Below are 23,036 nucleotides of genomic sequence, written 5' to 3' on the forward strand. Positions count from 1 at the left end.
ATCGATACCTAAAATGTGGATGGTAGACATATGGTTCACCTCGTTTTGAGAGCCTACTCTAAGCGTAGGGCTTGAGAGTGAGGCGGACCATATAATTAAGGCTGATACTCTCGCATCAACCCTTTGTATTCTTGTTACTCTGATTTATTTGTTCTTAGCAAACTGCGCTATCACGATCACAGCAAGCGCAATCAAGTTACCGGCAAAGATAACGACTAACCACTGTGGCATAGAAAGCGTTAGGAACTGCCAAACGACCTTGCCGCAATCACCAGACGCTTCAAACATCCAAGGCGCCCATTGATTGAGTGGAGCCCACTCTGGAAATTTGACGAACACATCGCAGGTAGCGAAAGGTGATGGGTTAAATTGATAATCCACATGCTGCATTGAAAGCGCTAAGCCTTTGTATGCACTTGCTCCCCATGCGGCTAAACCTAACCAGCGAATGATAGGGTTGTTGGGTGCAATCATACCAAGCAGTGCAGCGCCCCCAATACCTAACATCGCCACGCGCTCGTAAATACACATTACACATGGAGAAAGCATCATCACATGTTGGAAGAAGAGAGCACAGGCTTCAAAGAAAACGACAAACAGTAGCAAAAGCATCCATGATAGTCGCCCTTGAGAAAAAGACTTGATGGTAGATAGAAAACTCACAAAGATATCCTTTATTACAATAAAAAAGCTCTGAGTAATCAGAGCTTTTTATCTTGGAAAAGTTTCGGTATCAACAAAAACTTTTATATTTTTACTTAGTGACCGCTTGATACAGCGTGCGTCACTTCACCAACGTGCTGTGAAATCCATCCTGCATCGTAGAACCAGGCTGTTACAGGCTCAACAAAGAATACGATACCTGCAAGGCCAACGGTAGCTAGAACGATGGTGTAAGGCAGCGCCATGATAACCATTCGACCGTAAGATAGACGAATCAGTGGTGCAAGCGCTGATGTCAGCAGGAATAGGAATGCCGCTTGGCCGTTTGGCGTTGCAACTGATGGTAGGTTAGTACCTGTGTTGATAGCTACGGCTAACAAGTCAAATTGGTCACGAGTAATTACGCCTTCCACCAATGCTGATTTCACTTCGTTAATGTAAACCGTACCCACGAATACGTTATCCGATACCATTGAAAGCACACCGTTAGCTACATAGAACAACGCTAACTGAGTGCCTTTATCTTCAACGTGTAGTACAGCGTCAATAACTGGCTTGAACAACTCTTGGTCGATGATTACCGCAACAATGGCAAAGAAGACTGCCAGTAGTGCTGTAAATGGCAGAGCTTCTTCAAATGCTTTACCCATTGAGTGTTCTTCAATCACTCCTGTGAAAGCCGTTGCTAGGATGATTACTGAAAGGCCAATTAAGCCAACAGCGGCTAGGTGAAGGGCAAGACCAACGATTAGCCAGACTGCGATGAAACCTTGAACCCAAAGTTTTGCGATGTCTTGCTTAGTACGGTTTTTACGTTCTTCGTTATCAAAATCGACAAGGATCTTACGAACGTTATCAGGTAGGCGAGCACCGTAGCCGAAGACTTTTAGCTTCTCGACAAGAACACAGGTAATTAGACCGCATACAAAAACAGGCGCAGTAACAGGTAACATACGAATGATAAACTCGCCAAAATTCCAACCTGCTTGGTCTGCAATGATTAGGTTTTGTGGCTCACCGACCATAGTCATAACACCACCAAGAGCAGTACCCACACCCGCATGCATCAATAAAGAGCGCAGGAATGCACGGTAATTTTCTAAGTCGTCACGAGTCAGTTCTGATAAGTGATCGTCTTGTGTGTGATCGTGTGAAGAATGAGGGCCTTGTCCAGAAGCGACCTTGTGGTAAATCGCGTAGAAGCCAACTGCCACGCTGATTACCACAGCGATAACCGTTAGCGCGTCAAGGAAGGCAGAAAGGAAAGCGGCTGCAAAACAGAATGCTAACGAAAGCATGCTCTTCGATTTAATACCAAGCAGTATCTTTGTGAAGATGAACAGCAGAAGTTGCTTCATGAAGTAGATGCCAGCAACCATAAAGACAAGTAGCAATAATACTTCGATGTTTGCGACTAGCTCATGCTTAACTTGGTCGGCGCTTGTCATGCCTATCGCGATGGCTTCTATGGCAAGAAGACCGCCTGGTTGGAGTGGGTAACATTTTAGAGCCATTGCGAGCGTGAAAATAAACTCAGCAACGAGAAGCCAACCAGCGAAAAATGGGTCAACAAAGAAGAAAACAAATGGGTTGATAACTAGAAAAGAAATGATGGCAACTTTGTACCAATCTGGAGCTTTACCAAGGAAGTTCTTAATAAAGGCTTTTCCGAGTGACATCGGCATGATCTAAATACTCTTAATGTTGTAACGAATAGACACTGAGCGTGCTTGAATTCATTAACCGGAGTTTGTGTAAAACACCTTGGCTGGTAAATGACGCAGCAAGTAGGTAATGAACCCGATTCAACAGTGACTTAGAAAAACAACATTTCGCTCACGAGTATGTGGCCTTGCCAAGTCACTCCCTGAGAAAGACAAGCACTCCTTTACTTTGGCCGCCACTCTACTCTTCAACAAAATTTAGTCAATGATAAAGTTAATCTTAAGATTTTATTAAGAGACTTTTGTTTAAAAACGCGATCAAAGTGGCGTAAACATAGCATAAGAGTTGTGAAAAACAACGGTTAATGTAGGCCTTGGTATGAAACGTAAGAATAAGAAAGAATATGTAATTATATTGCATTAAAATGATGAGTTAATTTTGCAGTTTTACAAACTAATTTTTTGCGTATAACTCTAAAGGGGGTGGGGCGTGTCGCATGTTTACAATTTGTTAAAAATTGAATTGAACGCAGTTCGCGTGGTTTTTCATGTGAATAAAAGCCAGAGTTAATTAGAGTATATACTCAACACTGCGTTGGCGTAACGTTTACTGAGTGACGGTTTCCGATATAGTAAAACTAGTGGTATGATGAGTTCATTAGACCCATAAGAATATATATTGGATTAGACATAAATGGTCATTAAGGCAAAGAGCCCAGCAGGATTTGCAGAAAAATACATAATTGAAAGTATTTGGAAGGGTCGATTCCCACCTGGTTCAATCTTACCAGCAGAACGTGAGCTCTCTGAACTAATTGGCGTAACTCGTACAACTCTACGCGAAGTACTACAACGTTTAGCTCGTGATGGCTGGTTAACCATTCAACATGGCAAACCAACACGTGTTAACCAGTTTATGGAAACCTCAGGTCTTCACATCTTAGACACGTTAATGACGCTTGATGCCGGTAATGCGACTTCAATTGTAGAAGATTTGCTTGCAGCACGGACAAATATCAGCCCTATCTTTATGCGCTATGCATTTAAAGCAAATAAAGAGAACTCAGAGAAAACCATCTCTACAGTTATTCACTCGTGTGAAACACTGATTGCATCTGAATCTTGGGATGTGTTTATGGAGTCGTCTCCATACGCTGAAAAAATCCGTCAGCATGTAAAAGATGATGGCGAGAAAGATGAACTAAAACGTCAAGATGCCTTGGTTGCTAAAACGTTTAATTTTTACGACTACATGCTGTTCCAACGCTTAGCTTTCCATTCAGGTAACCAGATTTATGGTTTGATTTTTAATGGTCTGAAAAAGCTTTACGATCGCGTGGGTAGTTACTATTTCTCAAATCCTGAAGCGCGTGAACTTGCACTTCAATTCTACCGTGATTTGCTTGAAGTATGTGAAACGGGTAACCGTGATGGAATCTTAGTTGTTGTTCGTAACTATGGTATGCAAAGTGCTCAAATCTGGAATCAGATGAAGACAACGTTGCCAACGAACTTCACTGAAGACGACAGCTAAATTTTTAGTGATCTATGAATAATAAAAAACCGCCAATTTGGCGGTTTTTTTGTTGGTGTTAAATTCAATTCAAACGTTAGCAATCAGCGCATTCGTCATCATTGCCACCGGCTTCGGTAAACCAATGGGCTAAATGTGTTTTTAGATCCTTCAATTCATCAGGGCCAATTAATGCTAATCCAAGGTCTTCTGCACGTGTAATGTCGTTATGACGCAGTGGACGGAAGCTAACTAGCATAGCACGCGCCTGTAGACCACCTAGAAGGTCTCTCAGCGATTCAAGCTTGTATAACGTATCATCACCATCATCGCGCATACCTTTGGTCTTACACTCGATAATATGGAGCTTGTTGTTCACTACCGAAGCGACGTCGAGTTCATTCCGCACTTCTCGATCACCAAGCTGACGGTAAACCTGCACGTTCAAAGAACGGTCTTGAATGGTTGGCATGTCTTGTTGGATTTGGCGTACTGTACTGTGAACTAAGGTTTCCAACCATTCGCCATTAGAAAAGCGACGCGCATCTTCGTTGGCAAAAGTTAAAATGCCGTTCTCATAGGTTGCAATTTGCGCTTCAACTAAGTCGCTGAGCAGCATATTCAATTCGCGATAGCCTTGCTGTTTCTCAGATAACTCAACATCGAGCTTTTGCTCTTTACGACACGTTGTGGCTAAGTAGTTTAGCGTCGCAAGACCAGGGCCTAATTCGAGGGCGTTACTCGCCCAGCGCTCTCCAAGTTCATAAAGCTTTTGATCAAGCTGCGGTGGAAGTTCTTGCTCATTGAACTCGCCTCGTGCGCCAAACACGGTGAGATAGTCATCAATCGTGATTCGGTCTTGGACTTGAGCATCTTCTTTGCCATCAGGGTAAAGCCAGCAAAGGCGGTCACTGTTTGGTTCAACAACGAAGATTGGCCAATGGTAAGTGCGAAACACTTCATAGACCGACAGCAGACGGTGACGAAGCCCACAGCTGGCGTTGAGCTTGACCTCTTGTCCTCTCGCCACGAGATCTTCGGCCAGTACACTGATAGCTTGCTTAATCCTTGATGTATTGGCGACATTGGGAATCTCAAAGAATTCAGATGTGATATTTCGCTTGCTCAGTACGCTATGCAGCCTGAGGTACATATCCTCTTGTGCTGGCACGCCAATAAACACGATATGGTCACTGACCGTGCGGTTATCGAGTAGCGGTGTGACTAAGCGTATTGGGTCTTGGTCTATAATGCCAACATGAACAGCCATAGTTAATCCTCATGTTTGGCTTGCAAAAAGGGTGAGAAAAATGAGCAAGCCTAATAAACCATATAATGACACTGGATATAAAAAACAAGGGCGACTATAGAAAATAGTCGCCCTAACTCAATTAATTACGTGAACTTTACAAACTACAACTTGAACCTATGTACTAAGTCACCTTGTTGGTTAGCCAGTGATGACAGGCTTGAGCTGGTCTGTGCAATCTGTGCCATTGCTTGATAACTGGTGTCCGCAATCAGGTTAATTTCCTCAATGTTGCGGGCAATGTCACTGGTGGTCTCACTTTGTTCCGCAGCCGCTTGAGAGATATGTCCACTCATTTGGCTGATCTCCATGATCAAACCTTGGATCTCTTCCATCGCACTATTTGCGCTGGATGCTTGCTCTACAGAAAGCTCCATATCGTCTTTACAGCTTTGAATCACTTTGTTTGCAGACGTTGAGCTACTTTGTAGGTTGCTGATCATGTTTTCAATTTCAGACGTGGATTCAGTCGTACGCTGGGCAAGAACTCGAACTTCATCTGCGACCACGGCAAATCCTCGGCCTTGTTCACCTGCACGAGCTGCCTCAATAGCCGCGTTGAGAGCAAGTAGGTTAGTTTGCTCAGCAATGTTGCGGATTACATCCAAAATACTACCAATCTGGCTGCTCATGGTTTGCAACTCTTTCACGGCATCAACAGATTGATTGAGTCGAGTCTCAAGCTGGTTAATGGTGGAGATATTAGTGCCCATGATTTGACGGCCTTGCTCAGACGCAAGTTCGACTTGTTCAACCATGCTTTGCGAGCTTTGCGCACTTTGAGCGACTTCTTGAACAGAATGAGCCATTTCGGTCATCGCAGTGGCAACATTGGCAGTTTGCTCGCGCTGCTGGCTAAGTTGCGATTGAGCCTGAGAAGAGGTGGTTTGGTTCGTACTTGCTGTTTGAGTCAAGTTATCAGATGCTTCATTAAGCTCAACAAGAATGCCATGAAGGTTATCTGCGAGCTCATTGATGTGGTTGCTGACACGGCTAAACTCATTGTTGTAGCGAATCTCAATACGTTGGGTCATATCGCCTTGGGTCAGTGACTCGAGAGTACGTAGGATGCGAGTCAACGGTTCGCGAACACTATGTGCAATGTGGTAACCGATAGCTAATGCCATCAGGATAACAAAGGCCCCAATAGCAACAGAGCGTACAACACCTTGTTGGTATACGTCGCCAGCTTCTTCCAGTGACAAGTTAAGGCCTTGCTCTGCAACTTCACTGAAAGAAGTGAGAAGCATCATTGTCGCGTCGACTTGCTGCGTTAAGTTTGCGATGTTGGCATACAGAGCATCTTTCGCGGCTAAATAAGTATTGTGTTGGTCCAACACGCCGCCTTTTTTACCAACGTCGAGTGTGAACTGCTGTACTGACTCATCGAAGGCTTTCTTCAGCTCAGGCATCTGAGTGGTAAGTCCACGATAGGCGTAGTTAAGGTGAGTAACGGCTTTTTTATTTTTGGCGACCGCTTGGGATACAAGCTCAGTGTCACTGCTCGCGAGAGCATCTGAAGTAATCACTTCGGCGTCTTTCAGTTTAATAAAGTAACTTTTCGCCATCACTTTCACTGAAATACTACTTTGGTCATCGACATACTCTTTCATGCCTAAACTCAGTTCAGAATGAAGACGCTGGAATTGACGCGTCGATTTTTGAACTTGAGCTTGAGCCTCAAACATTGCACGGTAGTTAGCCATTGCTTGAGTCGCTTCGGTGAAATAATTAGTTTCCATCTCTTTGAGCTGCTCGATGGAAGAGGCCAGTTCATTTTGGTTTTGGCTGACGGTTTCTAGCGCGGCTAATTGAGCACTGTAGTCTTGTTTGGTTTGCTCAAACTGCGTAGCCAGTTGATCCATACGTTCAAAGCTTTGTGTCGTCAAAAAGTCCTTAAACAGTTTATCTGCTGAAAGCAGGGCAACACTAGTGTGGTTCGATTGCGAAACGAGTGGTAATGAAGTGTTCGATACCTCCTCGAAATTTTGGTGAATCTGTTGCATCCCTCGTGTCATCATCCACGTTGTGATAATGAACATTACAATGATCAATGCAAAGCCAGCGTACATACGCTTAATCACTGAGCCCTTCATGGATCTCTCCCTAACTTATAATTCAGTCAAAAATTAACAAAAAGAGAGACATTGTATTGATAACGAGACACACATTTTATGACGCACAATACAAAATTAGCTTACTCTAAGTTTCCGTATGGCGTTTAAAGTAAATGAACACTGTTTTTTATTGTGATTTTGAGAAGCTTGACGCATACTCGTATGAATTCACTCTAATAAAACGTATTAATGGAGCGCTTCATGGCTGAAGAAACCATTTTCAGTAAAATTATTCGCAAAGAAATTCCTGCCGATGTTGTATATCAAGATGACTTGGTAACTGCATTCCGTGACATTAATCCTCGTGCTCCTAGCCATATTCTTATCATTCCAAACACGTTGATCCCAACAGTTAACGACATCACCGATGAAGATGAACTTGTGATGGGACGAATGTTTACCGTGGCACGCAAACTTGCTAAAGAAGAAGGCATTGATGAAGATGGGTATCGACTCATCGTCAACTGTAATTCTCATGGCGGCCAAGAGGTGTACCATATTCACATGCATCTAGTTGGCGGTCGTCCTCTCGGCCCAATGTTGATGAGCTAAAAATCTTTAAGGCCGTAACGAACTTATTGAGTTCGTGTCTGTCTCAAGCAAACATGAATCACGAGCATGGCGGTAGCGACATGCTCTCTTGACTAGCTATGGAGTACGAAGTGCATAAACACATTCGACTCGTATTCATACTGAGTAGTTCGCTGGCTCTAGCAGCATGTGCCAACCTTTCTGCAGGCAACTTGTTTAGCCACTACAGTGCGCAGAACAACCAACTTCACCAAAGCGTTAAAAGTGGCGACTATCAACAAGCTGAGCAATTGCTGCCAGAACAGGTTGCAGGGGATATTCTTGATAACCTTGAAAAAGGGCGAGTCCACCTGCTCAACCAACAGTACTCTGAGAGCAAAGCTTCGTTTGAATTGAGCGATCAAGCGGTTCGCGTACAGCAAGATCAGGCGACGATCTCTCTTTCCGAAAGTGCTATGAGCATCAGTGCTCTTGCGGTGAACGATAATCTCAAATCTTATCAACCTGCTGATTATGAGCTGGGTTTTCTGCATCTCTATCTAGGCCTCAACTATCTAAAACAGAATGATTTAGAAGGTGCGTTGATTGAAATGCGCCGTGCAAACCAAGTTCAAGAAGAGGCTCGAAACTCACGCGAGAAAGAACTTGAATCTGCTCAAAGCCAGATGGAGCAACAAGGCCTAACGCCTAATCTAGGCAGTATTCTCTCTAATTACCCTGATGCGGGTGAGAAGCTCCAAGCTGTTCAAAATGGTTATTTACTTTATATCTCTGCGCTTTTGTACGAAGCCGACAACGATTTGAACAGTGCTTATGTTGACTATCGTCGTGCGTTGGCCGTGATGCCTGACAATCAGCAAGTCATCGATGGTGCTAAGCGTGTCGCCAGGCGATTGGGGATGAGGGAAGACTTGTCTAAACTTGAAAAACGTTATGGCAAAGCAAGTTACCTCGAACAAAATAAAAGTCGAGTGATCATTATTGATGAGCGCGGCGTCGTTGAGTCAATGCAAGGATGGAAGCAAGCTTTACCTCTTTATGACAGCCGAGGAAACGGCGCTTGGTACACTGTGTCTTTACCTTACTACCCTGATAAACGAGTCGATAATTTTAGCCCTCTTTTGGTCAACGAAAAGAGAGTGACTGAAAGCAAACTTACTGACGTAAACCTTATGGCGCAGCAAAACTTATCTGAGCGTATGCCTTCGATCATTATCCGGCAAGGGTTAAGGGTATGGGCGAAAGATAGACTCAGAAAAGAGGCGGCTCAAGGTGATGATGTCGGCAACCTGCTATTTAATGTGTGGAATACATTAACAGAGCAACCTGATACACGCAGTTGGTTGACACTGCCGAGTGATATATACAGTTCAAGTATGGTCGTTGAACCTGGTGAACAAAGTATTGTCCTCAACGGTCAACCATACTCATTTGAAGTGGAAGCCGGCCGAACAGCATTGGTTTGGCTTTCACGCCAAGGAAACAATGCCACTATCTGGCATAAACAGTTAGGAAACATACGATGAAAAAATGGCTTATTTCGGCGGTGATGGCATTAACCTTACTGGGTTGTGCAGACAACACCGCAGGGTTACGAATTGATGGTGCTTCGCAGACGGTGATCTTTGGCGACAACGTACTAGCAGGTCGTTTAAAAATTGAAGATATTTCAACCACTCAAGTTGATGGTCGAGCTCGTGGCATCGTTAAACTGGTCAGCAAATACAGTGGCGATCAAAACGTACAGTACCGATTCTATTGGTATGACGATCAAGGCCTAGAGGTCAACACCAAACTCGGCCCTTGGCGTCAAGCTATTATCCGCGGCACTGAAGAAATCGCGATTTCGGAAGTCTCAATTAACCCTAATGGCACTCAATTCCGAGTACAAATTCGCCAATCGGATGACTAGGCATCTACGTACTGACTGATAGATAAAATTTAATTTTAAGGAATCAACAATGAAAAAAAGTGTAATTGCCTTACTAGGCTTAGCTGTTGTACTAGGCGGTTGTTCGAACCAAGTTAGCTACGGTGATGCTCAAGCGGTAGAAACGACAACCATCGATTTTGGCTCTACAGATCTACAGAAAATTGCTGGCGAGATGGTAGACAGCATGATGATGTCAGGATCAGTTGCTGCAATTACTCGTGACTCTCGTCCGATTGTTTTTGTTGAACGCATTAAGAACAAGACCAGTGAACATATTGATACTGAGTCCATTACCGACAGCATCAGCACGAAAATGCTTAACTCCGGTAAGTTCCGCTTTGTCGATATGGATCGTGTAGAGTCGGTTCGTGAGCAACTTAACTTCCAAAACAATGATGAGCTTGTAAACCAAAGCACAGCAATTCAGTTTGGTAAAATGGTCGGCGCACAGTACATGCTTTACGGTAACCTATCGAGCATTGCAAAGAACGCAGGTAGCGACAAAGACGTTTACTACAAAATGACCATGCGTTTGATGGACCTAGAAACTGGCCTTATTGAATGGGCAGATGAAACGGAAATTCGTAAGCAAGAATCAAAGAGCTTCTTAGGCTTATAATTGCTCGCAAAAAAGAAAAGGAGTGAACTATGGCACGAATGTCATGGAGTGAAGCATGTCACCTAGATCGTTCATTACTGGCATTGGATCACTTCTTTTCTATTCCCCCAGACTATGCGCAAACATTGACTGGGGGATTAACAAATCGTTGTTGGAAAGTCGTCACTACTGACGGCAAAGCCTATGTATGGCGACCAACAACACATATCACTAAAGCCTTTTCTATTTCTCGTTTCCAAGAGTTTCAAATACTCACAGCTATTGAAGCGAGTCACTTATCTCCTAAAGCGGTTCATATTAATGATCAAGGTTTGCTGGTTGACTGGATTGAAGGCGAGCCATTAACTGATTGTCTTAGTTTTGATTCACTGCTAAAAACCATGATTCAGGTACATGATATTGACACACAACGAGTGCCTGTTGCCCCTTTCAACTTTACCGCGCGTGTCGACCATTATTGGATGTTGCTTGATGACAAACACAAAGCGGAACCTTACCTGTCTATTTATCAACGCTGGCGTAGTGCGCCGAACTTGGCTGATGTCGGATTAACCCTTTGTCATTTCGATCTTGCTGGCTACAACATGGTGAGAACAGAGCAGGGCAATAAAGTCATTGATTGGGAGTACGCTTCACTTGCTGATCCGCGTTTAGATCTCACACTTAGCATAGATGTAATGGACGAAAAACCATTGAAAGCTGTTTATCGTTACTGCCAACTTCGTCAAGTCGAAGGCGTGGATGATTGGGTGGAAGGGGTAATGGCATGGAAACCTCGTGCAACCATGATGGCGATGTTGTGGTATTTACTTGCCTACCAACTTTGGGGTGATGAACAATATTTAACCCAAGCAGAACAATTACAGCAATCATTTTGTAGCTAAGATCACTGTTTGCTATATCGGCAATGTTTATCTCTGACTACTGGCTTTTAAACCTTAGTTTTCGTGGTAGATTAAAACCACAAGGATCGGGGGATATACAATGATTATTTATTTACATGGTTTTGATTCTAATAGCCCAGGCAATCATGAAAAGGTACTTCAACTTCAGTTTATTGATGATGATGTAAGGTTCATAAATTACAGTACGCTTCACCCCAAACATGACATGCAGCACCTACTTAAAGAGGTGCATAAAGTGGTCGAGCAGTCAGAAGACAAAGACCCAATTATTTGTGGTGTTGGGTTGGGTGGTTACTGGTCCGAACGTATTGGTTTTTTATGCGGGATCAAGCAAGTGATGTTCAATCCTAACTTGCACCCAGAAAGAACGATGCAAGGCAGAATCGATCGTCCTGAAGAGTACGAAGATATCGCAACCAAATGCGTGTCTGAATTTAGAACCAAGAACAAAGGTCGTTGTTTAGTCGTGCTGTCTAAAGAGGACGAGATTCACGACAACAGTAAATCTGCGGCTGAACTAGAAGAGTATTACGACATTATCTGGGATGAAACTCAGACTCATAAATTCAAGAAGATTTCTCAGCATCTACAGACAATGAAAGCATTTAAAAACGCATAATAAAACGTTTGCGTATCTGTAAATTCATTCAAAGCGGCATTAACGATTAATGTCGCTTTTTTATTACCCAACTCAGTCAATTTCCTTACAACTTTAGGTGAGATTAGCGCAATCTTTAGTTGCGAAGCGCATTTTGCCCTATATAATGACTCCACTATAAAAATTTTGATGAATATCAAAAAAAATTGAGAGCGAGTGAAAAACTTGCCCATTTTTCTCTAATCATGTAACAGATTAGGTTGAGTCATTCGACTCTTTTATCCAATGAGCGTGTTGTATTTCAAACATAACCTCTACCCATCAGTTTCTCGTATCGATCTGAGAGGCTGACGAGACAAAAAGCACAAATTTTATCGATGCGGTACTCGCCGAGTCGAAACACATTTATTAACTTTTTGAGGAATGTAGCTGTGACACGTATTATCGTAGTAGGCGGCGGTGCAGGCGGTCTTGAGCTTGTAACTAAGCTAGGTCGTACACTAGGCCGCAAAGGACGAGCAAAAGTAACACTGGTTGACCGTAAGGCTAGCCACCTGTGGAAGCCACTTCTACACGAAGTAGCAACAGGATCTCTTGATGAGGGTGTTGACGCACTGAGCTACCGAGCTCACGCTAAAAACCACCACTTTGACTTCCAAATGGGCAGCTTAGAAGACATCGATCGTGAACGTAAAGTGATCAAACTACGTGAACTGAAAGATGACGGCGGCGAACTGCTTATGCCAGCGCGTGAACTTGAATATGACATTCTTGTTATGGCAATTGGTTCTACTTCAAACGACTTCAACACTCCTGGCGTGCGCGACAACTGTATTTTCCTAGACAGCCCAGAACAAGCGCACCGTTTCCGTACAGAAATGAACAACGAGTTCCTTAAGCTTCATGCGAAGAATGGTAACGGTACAGTTGATATCGCAATCGTTGGTGCGGGTGCAACTGGCGTTGAGCTTTCTGCTGAGCTGCACAATGCAGTTAAAGAGCTACGTACATACGGCTTTGGTGACCTAGATTCAAGCAAGTTGAACGTAAACCTTGTTGAAGCAGGTGAGCGTATTCTTCCGGCACTTCCACCACGTATTTCTGGCGCTGCACATCAAGAGTTAACCAAACTTGGCGTTAACGTACGCACAGCGACCATGGTGACTCAAGCTGATGAAGAAGGTCTGACGACAAAAGATGGTGAAAAGATCCCTGCGCAAATCATGGTTTGGGCTGCAGGCATCAAAGCACCTGACTTCATTAAAGATATCGCAGGTCTTGAAACGAACCGTATCAATCAATTGGTTGTAAAAGATACGCTGCAAACAACTCGCGACGACGATATCTTCGTTATCGGTGACCTTGCTCAATGCACTCAAGCGGATGGTTCTTTTGTACCACCACGTGCACAAGCTGCGCACCAAATGTCGAGCTGTGCGTTTTCGAACATCGTCGCTAAGCTTAATGGACGTGACTTAAAAGGCTACGTATACAAAGACAAGGGTTCACTTGTTTCATTAAGCCGCTTCTCGACCGTTGGTAGCCTAATGGGTAACCTGACTAAAGGCTCTATGATGGTTGAAGGTCGTATTGCCCGTGTGGTTTACATTTCCCTGTACCGCATGCACCAAATGGCGCTCCACGGTGTTATTAAGACAAGCTTGATGATGCTTGTTGGTCGAATCAACCGAGTACTTCGTCCAAATCTAAAGCTGCATTAATTCAGCAACATTACTAAAAAGAGCGCCTAGAGCGCTCTTTTTATTGGGGCTGTTGATCCTAAGGAATGATTGAGTAGACCAATCCGGTCTTGGATTTACCTTCGAAAATAAAACGATTGTTCGCGCGACACTCGAACTGCCCACCGCATTTTTCGATTAGGCGTTGGCTGGCTAGGTTGTCAGGGTCGCAAACTATTTCGACTCGTGTCAGTTTTAGCATATCAAAGCAAAACTCGACGAGAGCAGTCACCGCTTTTTTGCCGTAGCCTTTTCCTTGTGACTCTTCACTTATCCAGTAGCCAATACTTGCCATATTGAATGTATGGTAAAGCTCATTGATGGCCACCATGCCGAGTAGTTGATTTGACTGACGCTCAAAAACGCCAAAGCCATATGCTTCAGCCTTGACCCAGTTTAGCCTTGTTGCCATGATGAAGCGCTTGGCATCGTCTTGAGAGAACTCTTCATTGCACCAGTCAATCCACTGATGAAGACTAGGGGAGCTAACAACGCATTGCTGTAATAAGTGGCTTTCATCGCTGTCGATCAGCCGCAATACAAGATCGTTGGTGATAATTTGGTAATCAGGTGTCATAAAAACGAAAGCCCTCAATGGTGAGGGCTTACTAGTTTATTGATTAACACGACGTACTTGAACAATCACACCCATCAATGGGTGATCCAAGTAGTGGGTTTCTGTGCTTCGCATACGACGTTTTTGGTCAAAGCGGTAGCTCTTTAAGAACTCTTGTTTATGCACAGTTGGTGTCACATCTTCCATTAAACCGACTTGTACCACTTGCTCTTGGTCTGACAGCTCTTGGTTGAGCTCCGTTTGATCAGCGGTTTCTAGGGTCACTTCACGGACACTTGGCGCTTTCAAATCAAGTTCAACGTCTGCATAGAGGTAGTGCTCAACGTAGATTTGAAGTTTACCGTCTAACTGATAAAGCGGCTTAGGAATACTCTCCTCAGTGATACCTTCTAACGCTTGGTCTTGTATTTCGGTACCAATCATTGAGCCATCAGCATTGAACTTGCTTGAGAAGTCACTGCCCGCTTGAATGTGGAAGGTTGGAGCGCCGAAGCGGCCCTGGTCACCCTGACGCCATGCCTTGTGCATTAACACTTCAAACCCAGCGTGCTTTTTAAGTTTAGCGGCTTCCCCGGTTAGCTCATAAGCCGAATAAGGTAGCATCTGGACGCCTTTTTTAGAGCGATAGCTAGTATCTGAAAATGAACCAGCGCGTTCTAAATCGATTTGAGGTTGAGTCATTGGCCAAGATTCGGCTGTCTGCTCTGCATCGACTGCTCGTTTAAAAATGATCACTTCAATGTCGAATTGTCGCTGTGCCATCGATGGCATCGCGACTAACATCAGCAACAGCGGGATCAGTTTCTTCATTACAACTCCATGAAAAGGCACTTCGTGCCTTAATTTTAATCTTTGAACACTCAAGCTTTAGGTAATAGATTTTGCTGGAACTCGCCGAGCATGTCATTAACAAATTGAATACGCTTACGTCTGTCGACTAATGGTATCGTAAACTTGAACTTAGTTGGTCCATCCATTGCGAATTTTTGTGGTTGAGACTGCAATAGTTTAACCAAGAACATAGGGTTAATGTCAGCATCTGGATAGAATTCGATAAAGCCGCCTTTGTCGTGAGCTTCGATCTTTTTAACCTTTAATGCTGCTGCCTCCAGCTTCAGTTGAGCTACTGACAGTAGATTCTTCGTAGCGTCAGGTAATAAACCAAAGCGGTCGATAAGCTCAATCTTTAACTCACCCAGTTCTTCTTCAGTGCTGACACTGGCAATCTGCTTATACATCGATAGACGAGTGTTAATATCTGGGATGTAGTCGTCTGGCAGCAAGGCAGGTAGGCGCATCTCTACTTCGGTTTGGTCACGAAGTAGCTCATCGAGTGATGGTTCTTTACCTTCTTTCAACGCTTCTACCGCTTGTTCCAACATTTCCATATAGAGAGTGAAACCAACCGATTGAATTTGACCACTTTGCTCATCACCTAAGAGTTCACCCGCGCCTCGGATCTCAAGATCGTGAGTTGCTAGAGTAAAGCCAGCGCCTAAGTCTTCAAGTGATGCAATCGCATCGAGACGCTTGACGGCATCTTTGGTCATTGCTTTTGGGTGCGGTGTCAGTAAGTAAGCATAGGCTTGGTGATGCGAACGACCTACACGACCACGTAGCTGGTGCAGCTGGGCCAAACCGAGGTTGTCAGCTCTATCCATAATGATGGTGTTGGCCGTTGGGACGTCAATACCTGTCTCAATAATCGTCGTACACACGAGCAAGTTAAAGCGCTGGTGGTAGAAGTCATTCATGATGCGCTCTAGCTCACGCTCGCGCATTTGGCCATGTGCCACCGTCACGCGTGCTTCAGGAATGAGCTTTTCTAAGTCTGCTGCAACTTTCTCGATCGTTTCAACTTGGTTATGAAGGAAGTAAACCTGACCACCACGCATAATTTCACGTAGGACGGCTTCTCGCACTACGGCATCATCGCTCTGTCTGACAAAGGTCTTGATCGCAAGGCGTCTCGCTGGTGGTGTTGCGATGATCGAAAGATCGCGCATGCCACTCATTGCCATATTCAGAGTACGAGGGATTGGCGTTGCAGTGAGCGTCAGAATGTCAACATCGGCGCGCATTGCCTTCATTTTCTCTTTCTGGCGAACACCAAATCGATGTTCTTCATCGACAATCAGTAGGCCGAGATCTTTAAATTTGATGTCATTTGAGAGGAGTTTGTGCGTACCGACGACAAGATCAACTTTACCGTCTTCAATATCTTGAAGAACCAGTTTTTGCTCTTTGGCGGTTTTGAAACGTGATAGAACTTCCACCCGAATCGGTAGGTTCGCGAATCTATCACGGAAGTTTTCAAAGTGTTGCTGGGCAAGCAAAGTGGTAGGAACCAGCACCGCAACTTGCTTGCCGTTATCTGTTGCTAAGAATGCGGCTCGCATCGCGACTTCGGTTTTACCAAAGCCCACATCACCACAGACGAGTCTATCCATCGCTTTAGCTTGACACATATCAGACATCACGGCGTTAATCGCCATTGATTGATCGTCTGTTTCCTCAAATGGGAAGCCCGCTTTGAAGGTTGCGTACTGACCGCGGTCTAGCGCAAACTTGTAGCCAGGTTTCAGCTCACGTTTGGCATACACATCTAGCAGTTCAGCCGCAACGTCACGCACTTTTTCAGCGGCTTTACGTCGAGCTTTCGCCCAAGCTTCACCACCCAGTTTGTGGATTGGCGCGCCATCTTCTGCGCCCCCTGAATAACGGCTAATTAAGTTCAGTGAAGCAACAGGGACGTAAAGCTTGGCTTCGTTTTGGTACTCAAGCGTAACGTATTCGGTTGTCATGCCGCCTGCTTCAAGCGTTTGCAAACCAATGTAGCGGCCAATACCGTGGTCAATGTGGACGACAGGTTGACCAGGTTGAAGCTCGGCAAGGTTTCGAATAACCGCATCGCTATTGGTCGCTTTACGATCTTTGCGGCGGCGCTGAATGACTCGGTCACCCAGTAAATCACTTTCACAAATGAAAGCGATTTGGTCACTGCCGTAAATAAATCCATGCTCAGCAGCACCTAACACCAAACTAAACTTGGCAGACGAAGAGACAGCGTCTTCTAGGTTGGCTTTCTCTTCTGGGCGAAGCTTAATACGTTGCAAGAGCTCTAATAGCGCTTCACGGCGGCCCTCAGATTCAACAGAGAAAACGATTTTACCGGTAAACGATTCACTAAATTGGCGCAGCGCCGACATAGGTTCTTTGTTTTGATGTTGAACCGCTAAATCGGGTAGTGGCGATAAATCTGGATTACAACGGCCTTGCTTTTCACTGACAGGCTCAACGAATAGCTGAACTTGCGGCAGTTGTTTAAATTGACTAAACAGCTCATCTTTTTTCAACCACAGTTCTTGTGGTTCGAGTAACGGGCGCAAAGGATCAACTTTTCGCTGATCATAGCGGTAGTCTACATCGGTTAAGAATGTATCTACGGCCGCTTCAATATCCCCAACCGCTAAAAGCTGACTGTTGTCTGGAATGTAATCAAACAGGGTTTCTGTGTGTTCAAAAAATAGCGGCTGCCAATATTCGATACCCGCTGGCCAAGTGCCTTTCGATACTTGCATATAGACCGATTCAGGCTCTCGACGAGCTTCGAATTTCTGACGCCAACGGATACGAAAATCTTCAATTGCGCTTTCTGATGTTGGGAACTCGTGCGCAGGCAGTAGACGAATCTCTTTGGTATCTTCGATTGAGCGTTGGTTTTCCGGATCAAAGGTGCGAATGGTATCGATCTCGTCATCAAAGAAATCGATGCGAAACGGGTCTTTTGACCCCATTGGGAAGAGATCAAGAATGGAGCCTCGACTTGCGTATTCCCCCGGACCAAATACTTGGTCAACGTGTCTGTAGCCTGACTTCTCAAGTTGAAGGCGAAGCTTTTCTAACGAGAATAGATCGCCAACCTTCACCATCAAGGTGTGTTGCATCAAGTAATCACGTGGTGACTGACGCTGAAGTAAGGTACTGACGGGAACTATCGTAATACCACTTTCTTGTGTCGGTAGCTGATAAAGGCGCGAGATACGGTCAGAAATGATCTCTTGGTGAGGAGAGAAACTGTCGTATGGCAGCGTTTCCCAGTCAGGGAAGAGCGTGACTTCTTGTTGTGTAAACTGCTCAATTTCCTGCTGCAATTTAAGCGCAGTTTGAGGATCAGGGACCGCCAATAAGGTATGAGCTGAGTGACGTTCGGCTAACTCGGCAATGGCGAGAGCGAGAGCGGACCCTTGTAAGTTACCGATCTGTTTTTTATCTCCAGCTCCATTTGCACAGGCCAGATTGAATAATGAAGTAGTAGACATATTAATTATTTATCACGATTGAGCGAGCGTTGGCGAAGCAGTTTTTGTTGCTGGTAGAGCGCCGCTTTGATCAGAAGGTCTTGGTCTAGATCTCTAAGATGGTCGTATTTCACAGTGACCAGGTTCATGTCATCGTCTTGTTCCACTTTAGTGATGTGGCCATAGCAATAGATGGCGGCGGGTGGGTGGTCTAAGAACAGTTTTACTCTCACCTTGGTATCAATATCGATTGCTGCTTCTGAAGCATAACTGAATTGACTGGCACCAAATGAATGGGTTTGATGACGAAAATTGGCATCATCTTGCTGAGATAGCATGAAAGTGAGCAGCAAATTGAGTTTAGAGTTTTGAGTATCCAATAGCTGGATGACGTGCTTGAAATCATTGTTTTTCAATTCGTTACGAGCACTGTCATTGAGCCAGTCTAAGTTGCTGAATTCACTGGCAACAAGAAATGGAGCAGGGATTTCCGATTCAAATTTCTCAAAGCTTGGTAATGCCTCACCGCTCGCTAATGGTTCAACATTAACGGTCATAGTGTGGTTAACAGTAAAAAACTCTTGTTCAGACATGCTCGATTCCTTTTACGTTCTAGCCTTGATTATCGTTATACCTGAACAGGAATCAAGGTATCCCTTTGTTTATTACATAATTTAACTTGTTATTGGCAATTAAACACTACACGTAGCGACGTTTAATCGGTAGAGTATGACTAGGTCAACTGACCTGAACCAGAACCTACGACTCTAACCTTGGTCACTACTATGTTTCATCCTGTCTCTACCTTCATCGGTTTGCGTTATTTAAGAGGGCGCTCTGGTGATAGGTTTAGCCGCTTTGTTTCTTATATGTCTACGGCGGGCATCACCATTGGTGTGATGTCTTTGGTGACAGTGCTTTCTGTCATGAATGGCTTTGAAGCCCAGCTAAAAGGGCGCATTTTGGGCGTACTTCCTCAAGCAATCGTGTCACAACATGATGGCAAAACAGAACGCTTAGATACGGCTCCTCAATTTATTTCTCAACTATCAGATGCAGGGCAACCTGAACCTATCGTGCAAAGTGAAGCGGTACTGCAAAGTGCTAGTCAGTTGAGTGCAGGTTTGCTGATTGGTATTCAGCCCACTGACGATGACCCAATCGAAGCGCATTTGATTGCTGGCAGGCTCACTAATTTGCAAGCGGGCAAATATCAACTGTTTATCGGCCATACATTGGCAAGGTCTCTAAATGTCTCCATGGGAGATAAAGTTCGTTTGATGGTGACAAGTGCCAGTCAGTTTACGCCATTAGGACGTATTCCGAGCCAACGCTTGTTCACGGTTGCAGGGATCTATAACACAGGTTCGGATGTAGACGGCCAGTTGATGCTCACCCATATTGAAGATGCCGGAAAACTCATGCGTTTAAAAGCAGACACCATGACTGGATGGCGACTCTCTTTTAACGACCCATTTGTGGTCGCAGATTTAAGTGAACAGCCGTTGCCTGATGGTTGGAAATGGCAAGATTGGCGAGACCAACGCGGTGAACTCTTCCAAGCTGTCCGAATGGAAAAGAACATGATGGGACTCATGCTTGGTCTAATCATTGGCGTCGCGGCGTTTAACATCATCTCTGCATTGATCATGGTTGTTATGGAGAAACAGTCTGAAGTTGCGATATTGAAGACTCAGGGCATGACCGATCGACAAGTCCTCGCCATCTTTATGGTTCAAGGGGCCAGTAGTGGTGTGATAGGCGCACTAATTGGTGGCACCTTGGGCATTCTTTTGGCGAGTAATCTCAATGCCATTCTTGAAAGCATGGGAGTCGCCCTGTTCTCTGTTGGTGGTGAGCTACCGGTTATGATCAACCCCGTGCAAATTACTATTGTTGTGGTGTTGGCTATTGCGCTAAGCCTGCTTGCTACATTATTCCCTTCATACCGCGCATCTTCCGTAAAACCAGCCGAGGCTTTGAGATATGAGTAACCTTCTCCAGTGTCATAACGTATGCAAAACGTACCATGAGGGAGCGTTTGATACTCAAGTGCTTAAAGGGGTGAGCTTTGATATGCACAAAGGCGAGCTTGCCTCTATCATCGGCTCATCGGGCTCAGGAAAGAGTACATTGTTGCACATTCTAGGAGCGTTAGACGAAGCGACCGAAGGGCATGTAACCTTTTTGGATCAAGACTTATCGAAACTGAGTTCGAATAAACAGGCTAAGCTTCGTAACCAGCATCTTGGATTCGTTTATCAATTCCACCATTTGCTGTCTGACTTTAGTGCCGTTGAAAATGTGGCAATGCCACTGCTCATCGGTGGCGTGAATGTCAAACAAGCCAAGCAGTCTGCGCAAGCTCTGCTGGATAAAGTAGGCTTGAGCCACCGTCTTGAACATCGTCCTTCAGAAATGTCAGGCGGAGAAAGGCAGCGTGTCGCGATTGCACGTGCGCTCGTGAATAACCCTGCTTTGGTACTGGCGGACGAACCGACAGGTAATTTAGACCATAAAACGGCTCTCTCTATTTACGATTTGATGAGAGAGCTCAATCAAGAGTCGCAAACTGCCTTTCTTGTCGTTACCCATGATGGGGAACTAGCAGGGAAAATGGATCGTCAACTCCATATGCAAGATGGCCTTTTACTTAACATTGAGGGGGCTTAGGTGTTCTCATCGTTATCTCATCTGATTGCGGTACGTTTTAGCCGAGCGAAACAACGCAATAAAATGGTCTCTTTCATTTCGATGTCATCGACCATTGGTATTGCGGTAGGTGTTGCTGTGATCATTATCGGTCTATCAGCTATGAACGGCTTTGAGCGCGAACTGAAAGATCGTGTTTTGTCGGTAATTTCTCATGGTGAATTTGAGGGTGTTCACGCGCCACTGTCTGACTGGCAGGGGATTGTTGCTCAGGCAGAAAAACATCCCGAAATTGAAGCTGCGGCTCCTTTCGTCAAGATGACAGCGCTTGCCGAGAAAGGTAAAGAGCTAAAAGCGATTGAAGTGAGGGGGATTGATCCAACCTTAGAGCCGAAAGTGTCCAATCTAAATCAATTCATTTCGGCAGAGGTATGGAGCAACTTTAAAGCGGGTCAAAGACAGGTCATCCTTGGTAAAGGGGTTGCGGATCGTATCGGTGTTGCTCAGGGCGATTATCTGACGTTAATGATTCCAACGGGCGGCGCGACGACTAAGGTTCAAGCGCCAAAACGCGTTAGGGTACAAGTGGCCGGTTTGCTGACTCTTAATGGCCAGATTGATCACAACCTTGCCTTAGTTCCTCTGGCGGATGCTCAAAATTATTCAAGACTTGATCAAGCCGTTACAGGCGTGTCGGTGAAAGTAACCGATGTGCTTGATGCGACTCAAATTGTGAGAGAGGCAGGTAATACGATCAGTACACCGGTTTATCTAAGAAGCTGGAAACAGAAATATGGCTTCCTATATCGAGACATTCAACTTGTTCGCACAATCATGTACTTAGTAATGGTTTTAGTGATTGGTGTAGCTAGCTTTAATATCGTTTCGACCTTGATGATGGCGGTAAAAGATAGAGCCGCGGAGATTGCTATTTTACGCACAATGGGTGCAACGGATGGACTAATCAAACGTATCTTTGTGTGGCAAGGCGTCTTTTCTGGTGCGCTAGGTAGCATCGCGGGTAGTGTTGTTGGCGTGTTAGTAGCGTTTAATTTGACAGGGCTGATCACAGCGCTAGAAAACTTGATTGATCATAAGTTTCTTTCAGGAGATATCTACTTTGTGAACTTTTTGCCCTCTCAAATAGAACCTGTCGATGTCGCATTAGTCTCGATTACCGCGATTGTCCTTAGTTTAGTCGCGACCTGGTATCCAGCCTCAAGAGCAAGCAAGTTAAACCCAGCCGCAGTACTTAGCTCAAAGTAATGTGGAGCTGATAGTTTCAAGACAATAAAAAAGGACCAAACGGTCCTTTTTTAATACTTATCTTTCACTGGGTTTTCAATCGACCTTGATGTCGATTTCAGCTCAGTCATGTCGAATTTACTTCTTCAACAAGCCTCGTATTCTGATTTGGCGCTTTTGCCAACTTCGTACAACAGAATAACGCCACAGTGCTTTTATCCCAAAGTAACCAAGCATCGCAGAAACAACACCACAAATAAGGCAGCCGAGCAGGAACGGAGGACCGATAGTGCTCATTTGGTGCATGATGAATTCCCAAGAGAGTTCAAAATGAAAATGCTGTGGTGGCACATGCATTGCCCAAGCGCCGACTTTATAAGCAAAGTAGAACAGCACTGGCATCGTGACAGGGTTACTGACCCAAACCAAGGCAACAGAGAGCGGAAGGTTAACACCACACGCAATGGCAAGACCAGCCGACATGATCATCTGGCTTGGTAGTGGAACAAAAGCCATGAACAAACCAACGGCGAAAGCTCCCGCGGCTGAACGTCGGTTTAAGCACCATAGGTTCGGGTTGTATAGCACATTGCCAAAAATCTTTAGTGCCTTTTGACGTTTAATCACTTCGTGGTCAGGCATAAAGCGTTTAATAAATTTTCTTGGCATA

20 protein-coding genes are annotated in these 23,036 nt (G+C 44.8%); 11 read left to right on the forward strand and 9 right to left on the reverse strand.

Annotation, left to right across the window (positions count from 1 at the left end; genetic code table 11):
* Positions 1-144: 144 nt before the first annotated feature.
* Positions 145-663, reverse strand: a complete 519-nt coding sequence (dsbB, locus tag F0231_RS19700) for a disulfide bond formation protein DsbB (protein ID WP_171761389.1) — start codon at positions 661-663, stop codon at positions 145-147.
* Between the two features lie 95 nt (positions 664-758).
* A complete protein-coding gene (gene nhaB / locus F0231_RS19705) occupies positions 759-2,348 on the reverse strand; it encodes a Na(+)/H(+) antiporter NhaB (RefSeq protein ID WP_171761390.1) in 1,590 nt (529 codons plus the stop codon).
* A 673-nt stretch (positions 2,349-3,021) separates the two neighbouring features.
* On the opposite strand from nhaB, the gene fadR reads away from it, so the two are divergent.
* Positions 3,022-3,861: a fatty acid metabolism transcriptional regulator FadR gene (fadR, locus tag F0231_RS19710; RefSeq protein WP_171761391.1), complete on the forward strand. Its 840-nt coding sequence runs from the start codon at positions 3,022-3,024 to the stop codon at positions 3,859-3,861.
* A 76-nt stretch (positions 3,862-3,937) separates the two neighbouring features.
* On the opposite strand, the gene F0231_RS19715 is transcribed toward fadR, so the two are convergent.
* Both F0231_RS19715 and F0231_RS19720 read right to left on the reverse strand, forming a co-directional pair.
* A complete protein-coding gene (locus F0231_RS19715) occupies positions 3,938-5,110 on the reverse strand; it encodes a DUF1887 family protein (RefSeq protein WP_171761392.1) in 1,173 nt (390 codons plus the stop codon).
* Between the two features lie 143 nt (positions 5,111-5,253).
* The gene (locus F0231_RS19720) at positions 5,254-7,245 is read right to left on the reverse strand and encodes a methyl-accepting chemotaxis protein (protein ID WP_171761393.1); all 1,992 of its coding nucleotides are present in this window, start codon (positions 7,243-7,245) and stop codon (positions 5,254-5,256) included.
* A gap of 222 nt (positions 7,246-7,467) precedes the next feature.
* Between F0231_RS19720 and hinT the strand changes: the two genes are divergently transcribed.
* The 7 genes from hinT (at position 7,468) to F0231_RS19755 (ending at position 13,573) form a co-directional block, all read left to right on the forward strand.
* Positions 7,468-7,818, forward strand: coding sequence for a purine nucleoside phosphoramidase (hinT, locus tag F0231_RS19725; protein ID WP_171761394.1), 351 nt, complete (start codon positions 7,468-7,470; stop codon positions 7,816-7,818).
* 110 nt (positions 7,819-7,928) lie between these two features.
* Positions 7,929-9,323, forward strand: a complete 1,395-nt coding sequence (locus F0231_RS19730; protein ID WP_171761395.1) for a hypothetical protein — start codon at positions 7,929-7,931, stop codon at positions 9,321-9,323.
* Complete coding sequence (locus F0231_RS19735) at positions 9,320-9,709, forward strand: YcfL family protein (protein ID WP_171761396.1); 390 nt, start codon at positions 9,320-9,322, stop codon at positions 9,707-9,709. The genes F0231_RS19730 and F0231_RS19735 overlap by 4 nt, the downstream gene beginning before the upstream one ends.
* A gap of 49 nt (positions 9,710-9,758) precedes the next feature.
* Positions 9,759-10,349, forward strand: coding sequence for a penicillin-binding protein activator LpoB (gene lpoB / locus F0231_RS19740; RefSeq protein ID WP_006878798.1), 591 nt, complete (start codon positions 9,759-9,761; stop codon positions 10,347-10,349).
* A gap of 29 nt (positions 10,350-10,378) precedes the next feature.
* A complete protein-coding gene (locus F0231_RS19745; RefSeq protein ID WP_171761397.1) occupies positions 10,379-11,233 on the forward strand; it encodes a phosphotransferase in 855 nt (284 codons plus the stop codon).
* Positions 11,234-11,333: 100 nt separating this feature from the next.
* Complete coding sequence (ycfP, locus tag F0231_RS19750) at positions 11,334-11,873, forward strand: alpha/beta hydrolase YcfP (protein WP_171761398.1); 540 nt, start codon at positions 11,334-11,336, stop codon at positions 11,871-11,873.
* Positions 11,874-12,283: 410 nt separating this feature from the next.
* A complete protein-coding gene (locus F0231_RS19755; protein ID WP_171761399.1) occupies positions 12,284-13,573 on the forward strand; it encodes an FAD-dependent oxidoreductase in 1,290 nt (429 codons plus the stop codon).
* Positions 13,574-13,631: 58 nt separating this feature from the next.
* Here F0231_RS19755 and F0231_RS19760 read toward each other — a convergent pair whose 3' ends face one another.
* The 4 genes from F0231_RS19760 to F0231_RS19775 are packed head-to-tail and all read right to left on the reverse strand — an operon-like array spanning position 13,632 to position 19,062.
* Positions 13,632-14,168 (reverse strand): GNAT family N-acetyltransferase, encoded by a 537-nt coding sequence (locus F0231_RS19760; RefSeq protein WP_171761400.1) that lies wholly within the window; start codon positions 14,166-14,168, stop codon positions 13,632-13,634.
* Between the two features lie 36 nt (positions 14,169-14,204).
* A complete protein-coding gene (locus F0231_RS19765) occupies positions 14,205-14,978 on the reverse strand; it encodes a peptidoglycan binding protein CsiV (RefSeq protein WP_171761401.1) in 774 nt (257 codons plus the stop codon).
* Positions 14,979-15,028: 50 nt separating this feature from the next.
* Positions 15,029-18,490: a transcription-repair coupling factor gene (mfd, locus tag F0231_RS19770; protein ID WP_171761402.1), complete on the reverse strand. Its 3,462-nt coding sequence runs from the start codon at positions 18,488-18,490 to the stop codon at positions 15,029-15,031.
* A 5-nt stretch (positions 18,491-18,495) separates the two neighbouring features.
* Complete coding sequence (locus F0231_RS19775) at positions 18,496-19,062, reverse strand: PilZ domain-containing protein (protein ID WP_171761403.1); 567 nt, start codon at positions 19,060-19,062, stop codon at positions 18,496-18,498.
* A 192-nt stretch (positions 19,063-19,254) separates the two neighbouring features.
* Between F0231_RS19775 and lolC the strand changes: the two genes are divergently transcribed.
* The 3 genes from lolC to lolE are packed head-to-tail and all read left to right on the forward strand — an operon-like array spanning position 19,255 to position 22,387.
* A complete protein-coding gene (gene lolC / locus F0231_RS19780) occupies positions 19,255-20,463 on the forward strand; it encodes a lipoprotein-releasing ABC transporter permease subunit LolC (RefSeq protein WP_171761404.1) in 1,209 nt (402 codons plus the stop codon).
* On the forward strand, positions 20,456-21,142 hold the full coding sequence (gene lolD, locus F0231_RS19785; protein WP_171761405.1) for a lipoprotein-releasing ABC transporter ATP-binding protein LolD: 687 nt from the start codon (positions 20,456-20,458) through the stop codon (positions 21,140-21,142). The genes lolC and lolD overlap by 8 nt, the downstream gene beginning before the upstream one ends.
* Positions 21,143-22,387, forward strand: coding sequence for a lipoprotein-releasing ABC transporter permease subunit LolE (gene lolE / locus F0231_RS19790; protein ID WP_171761406.1), 1,245 nt, complete (start codon positions 21,143-21,145; stop codon positions 22,385-22,387).
* A gap of 117 nt (positions 22,388-22,504) precedes the next feature.
* Here lolE and F0231_RS19795 read toward each other — a convergent pair whose 3' ends face one another.
* On the reverse strand, positions 22,505-23,035 hold the full coding sequence (locus F0231_RS19795; protein WP_171761407.1) for a DUF2062 domain-containing protein: 531 nt from the start codon (positions 23,033-23,035) through the stop codon (positions 22,505-22,507).
* Position 23,036: the final 1 nt, after the last annotated feature.

This window comes from Vibrio sp. RE86, assembly GCF_013114545.1.
Lineage (GTDB): Bacteria > Pseudomonadota > Gammaproteobacteria > Enterobacterales > Vibrionaceae > Vibrio.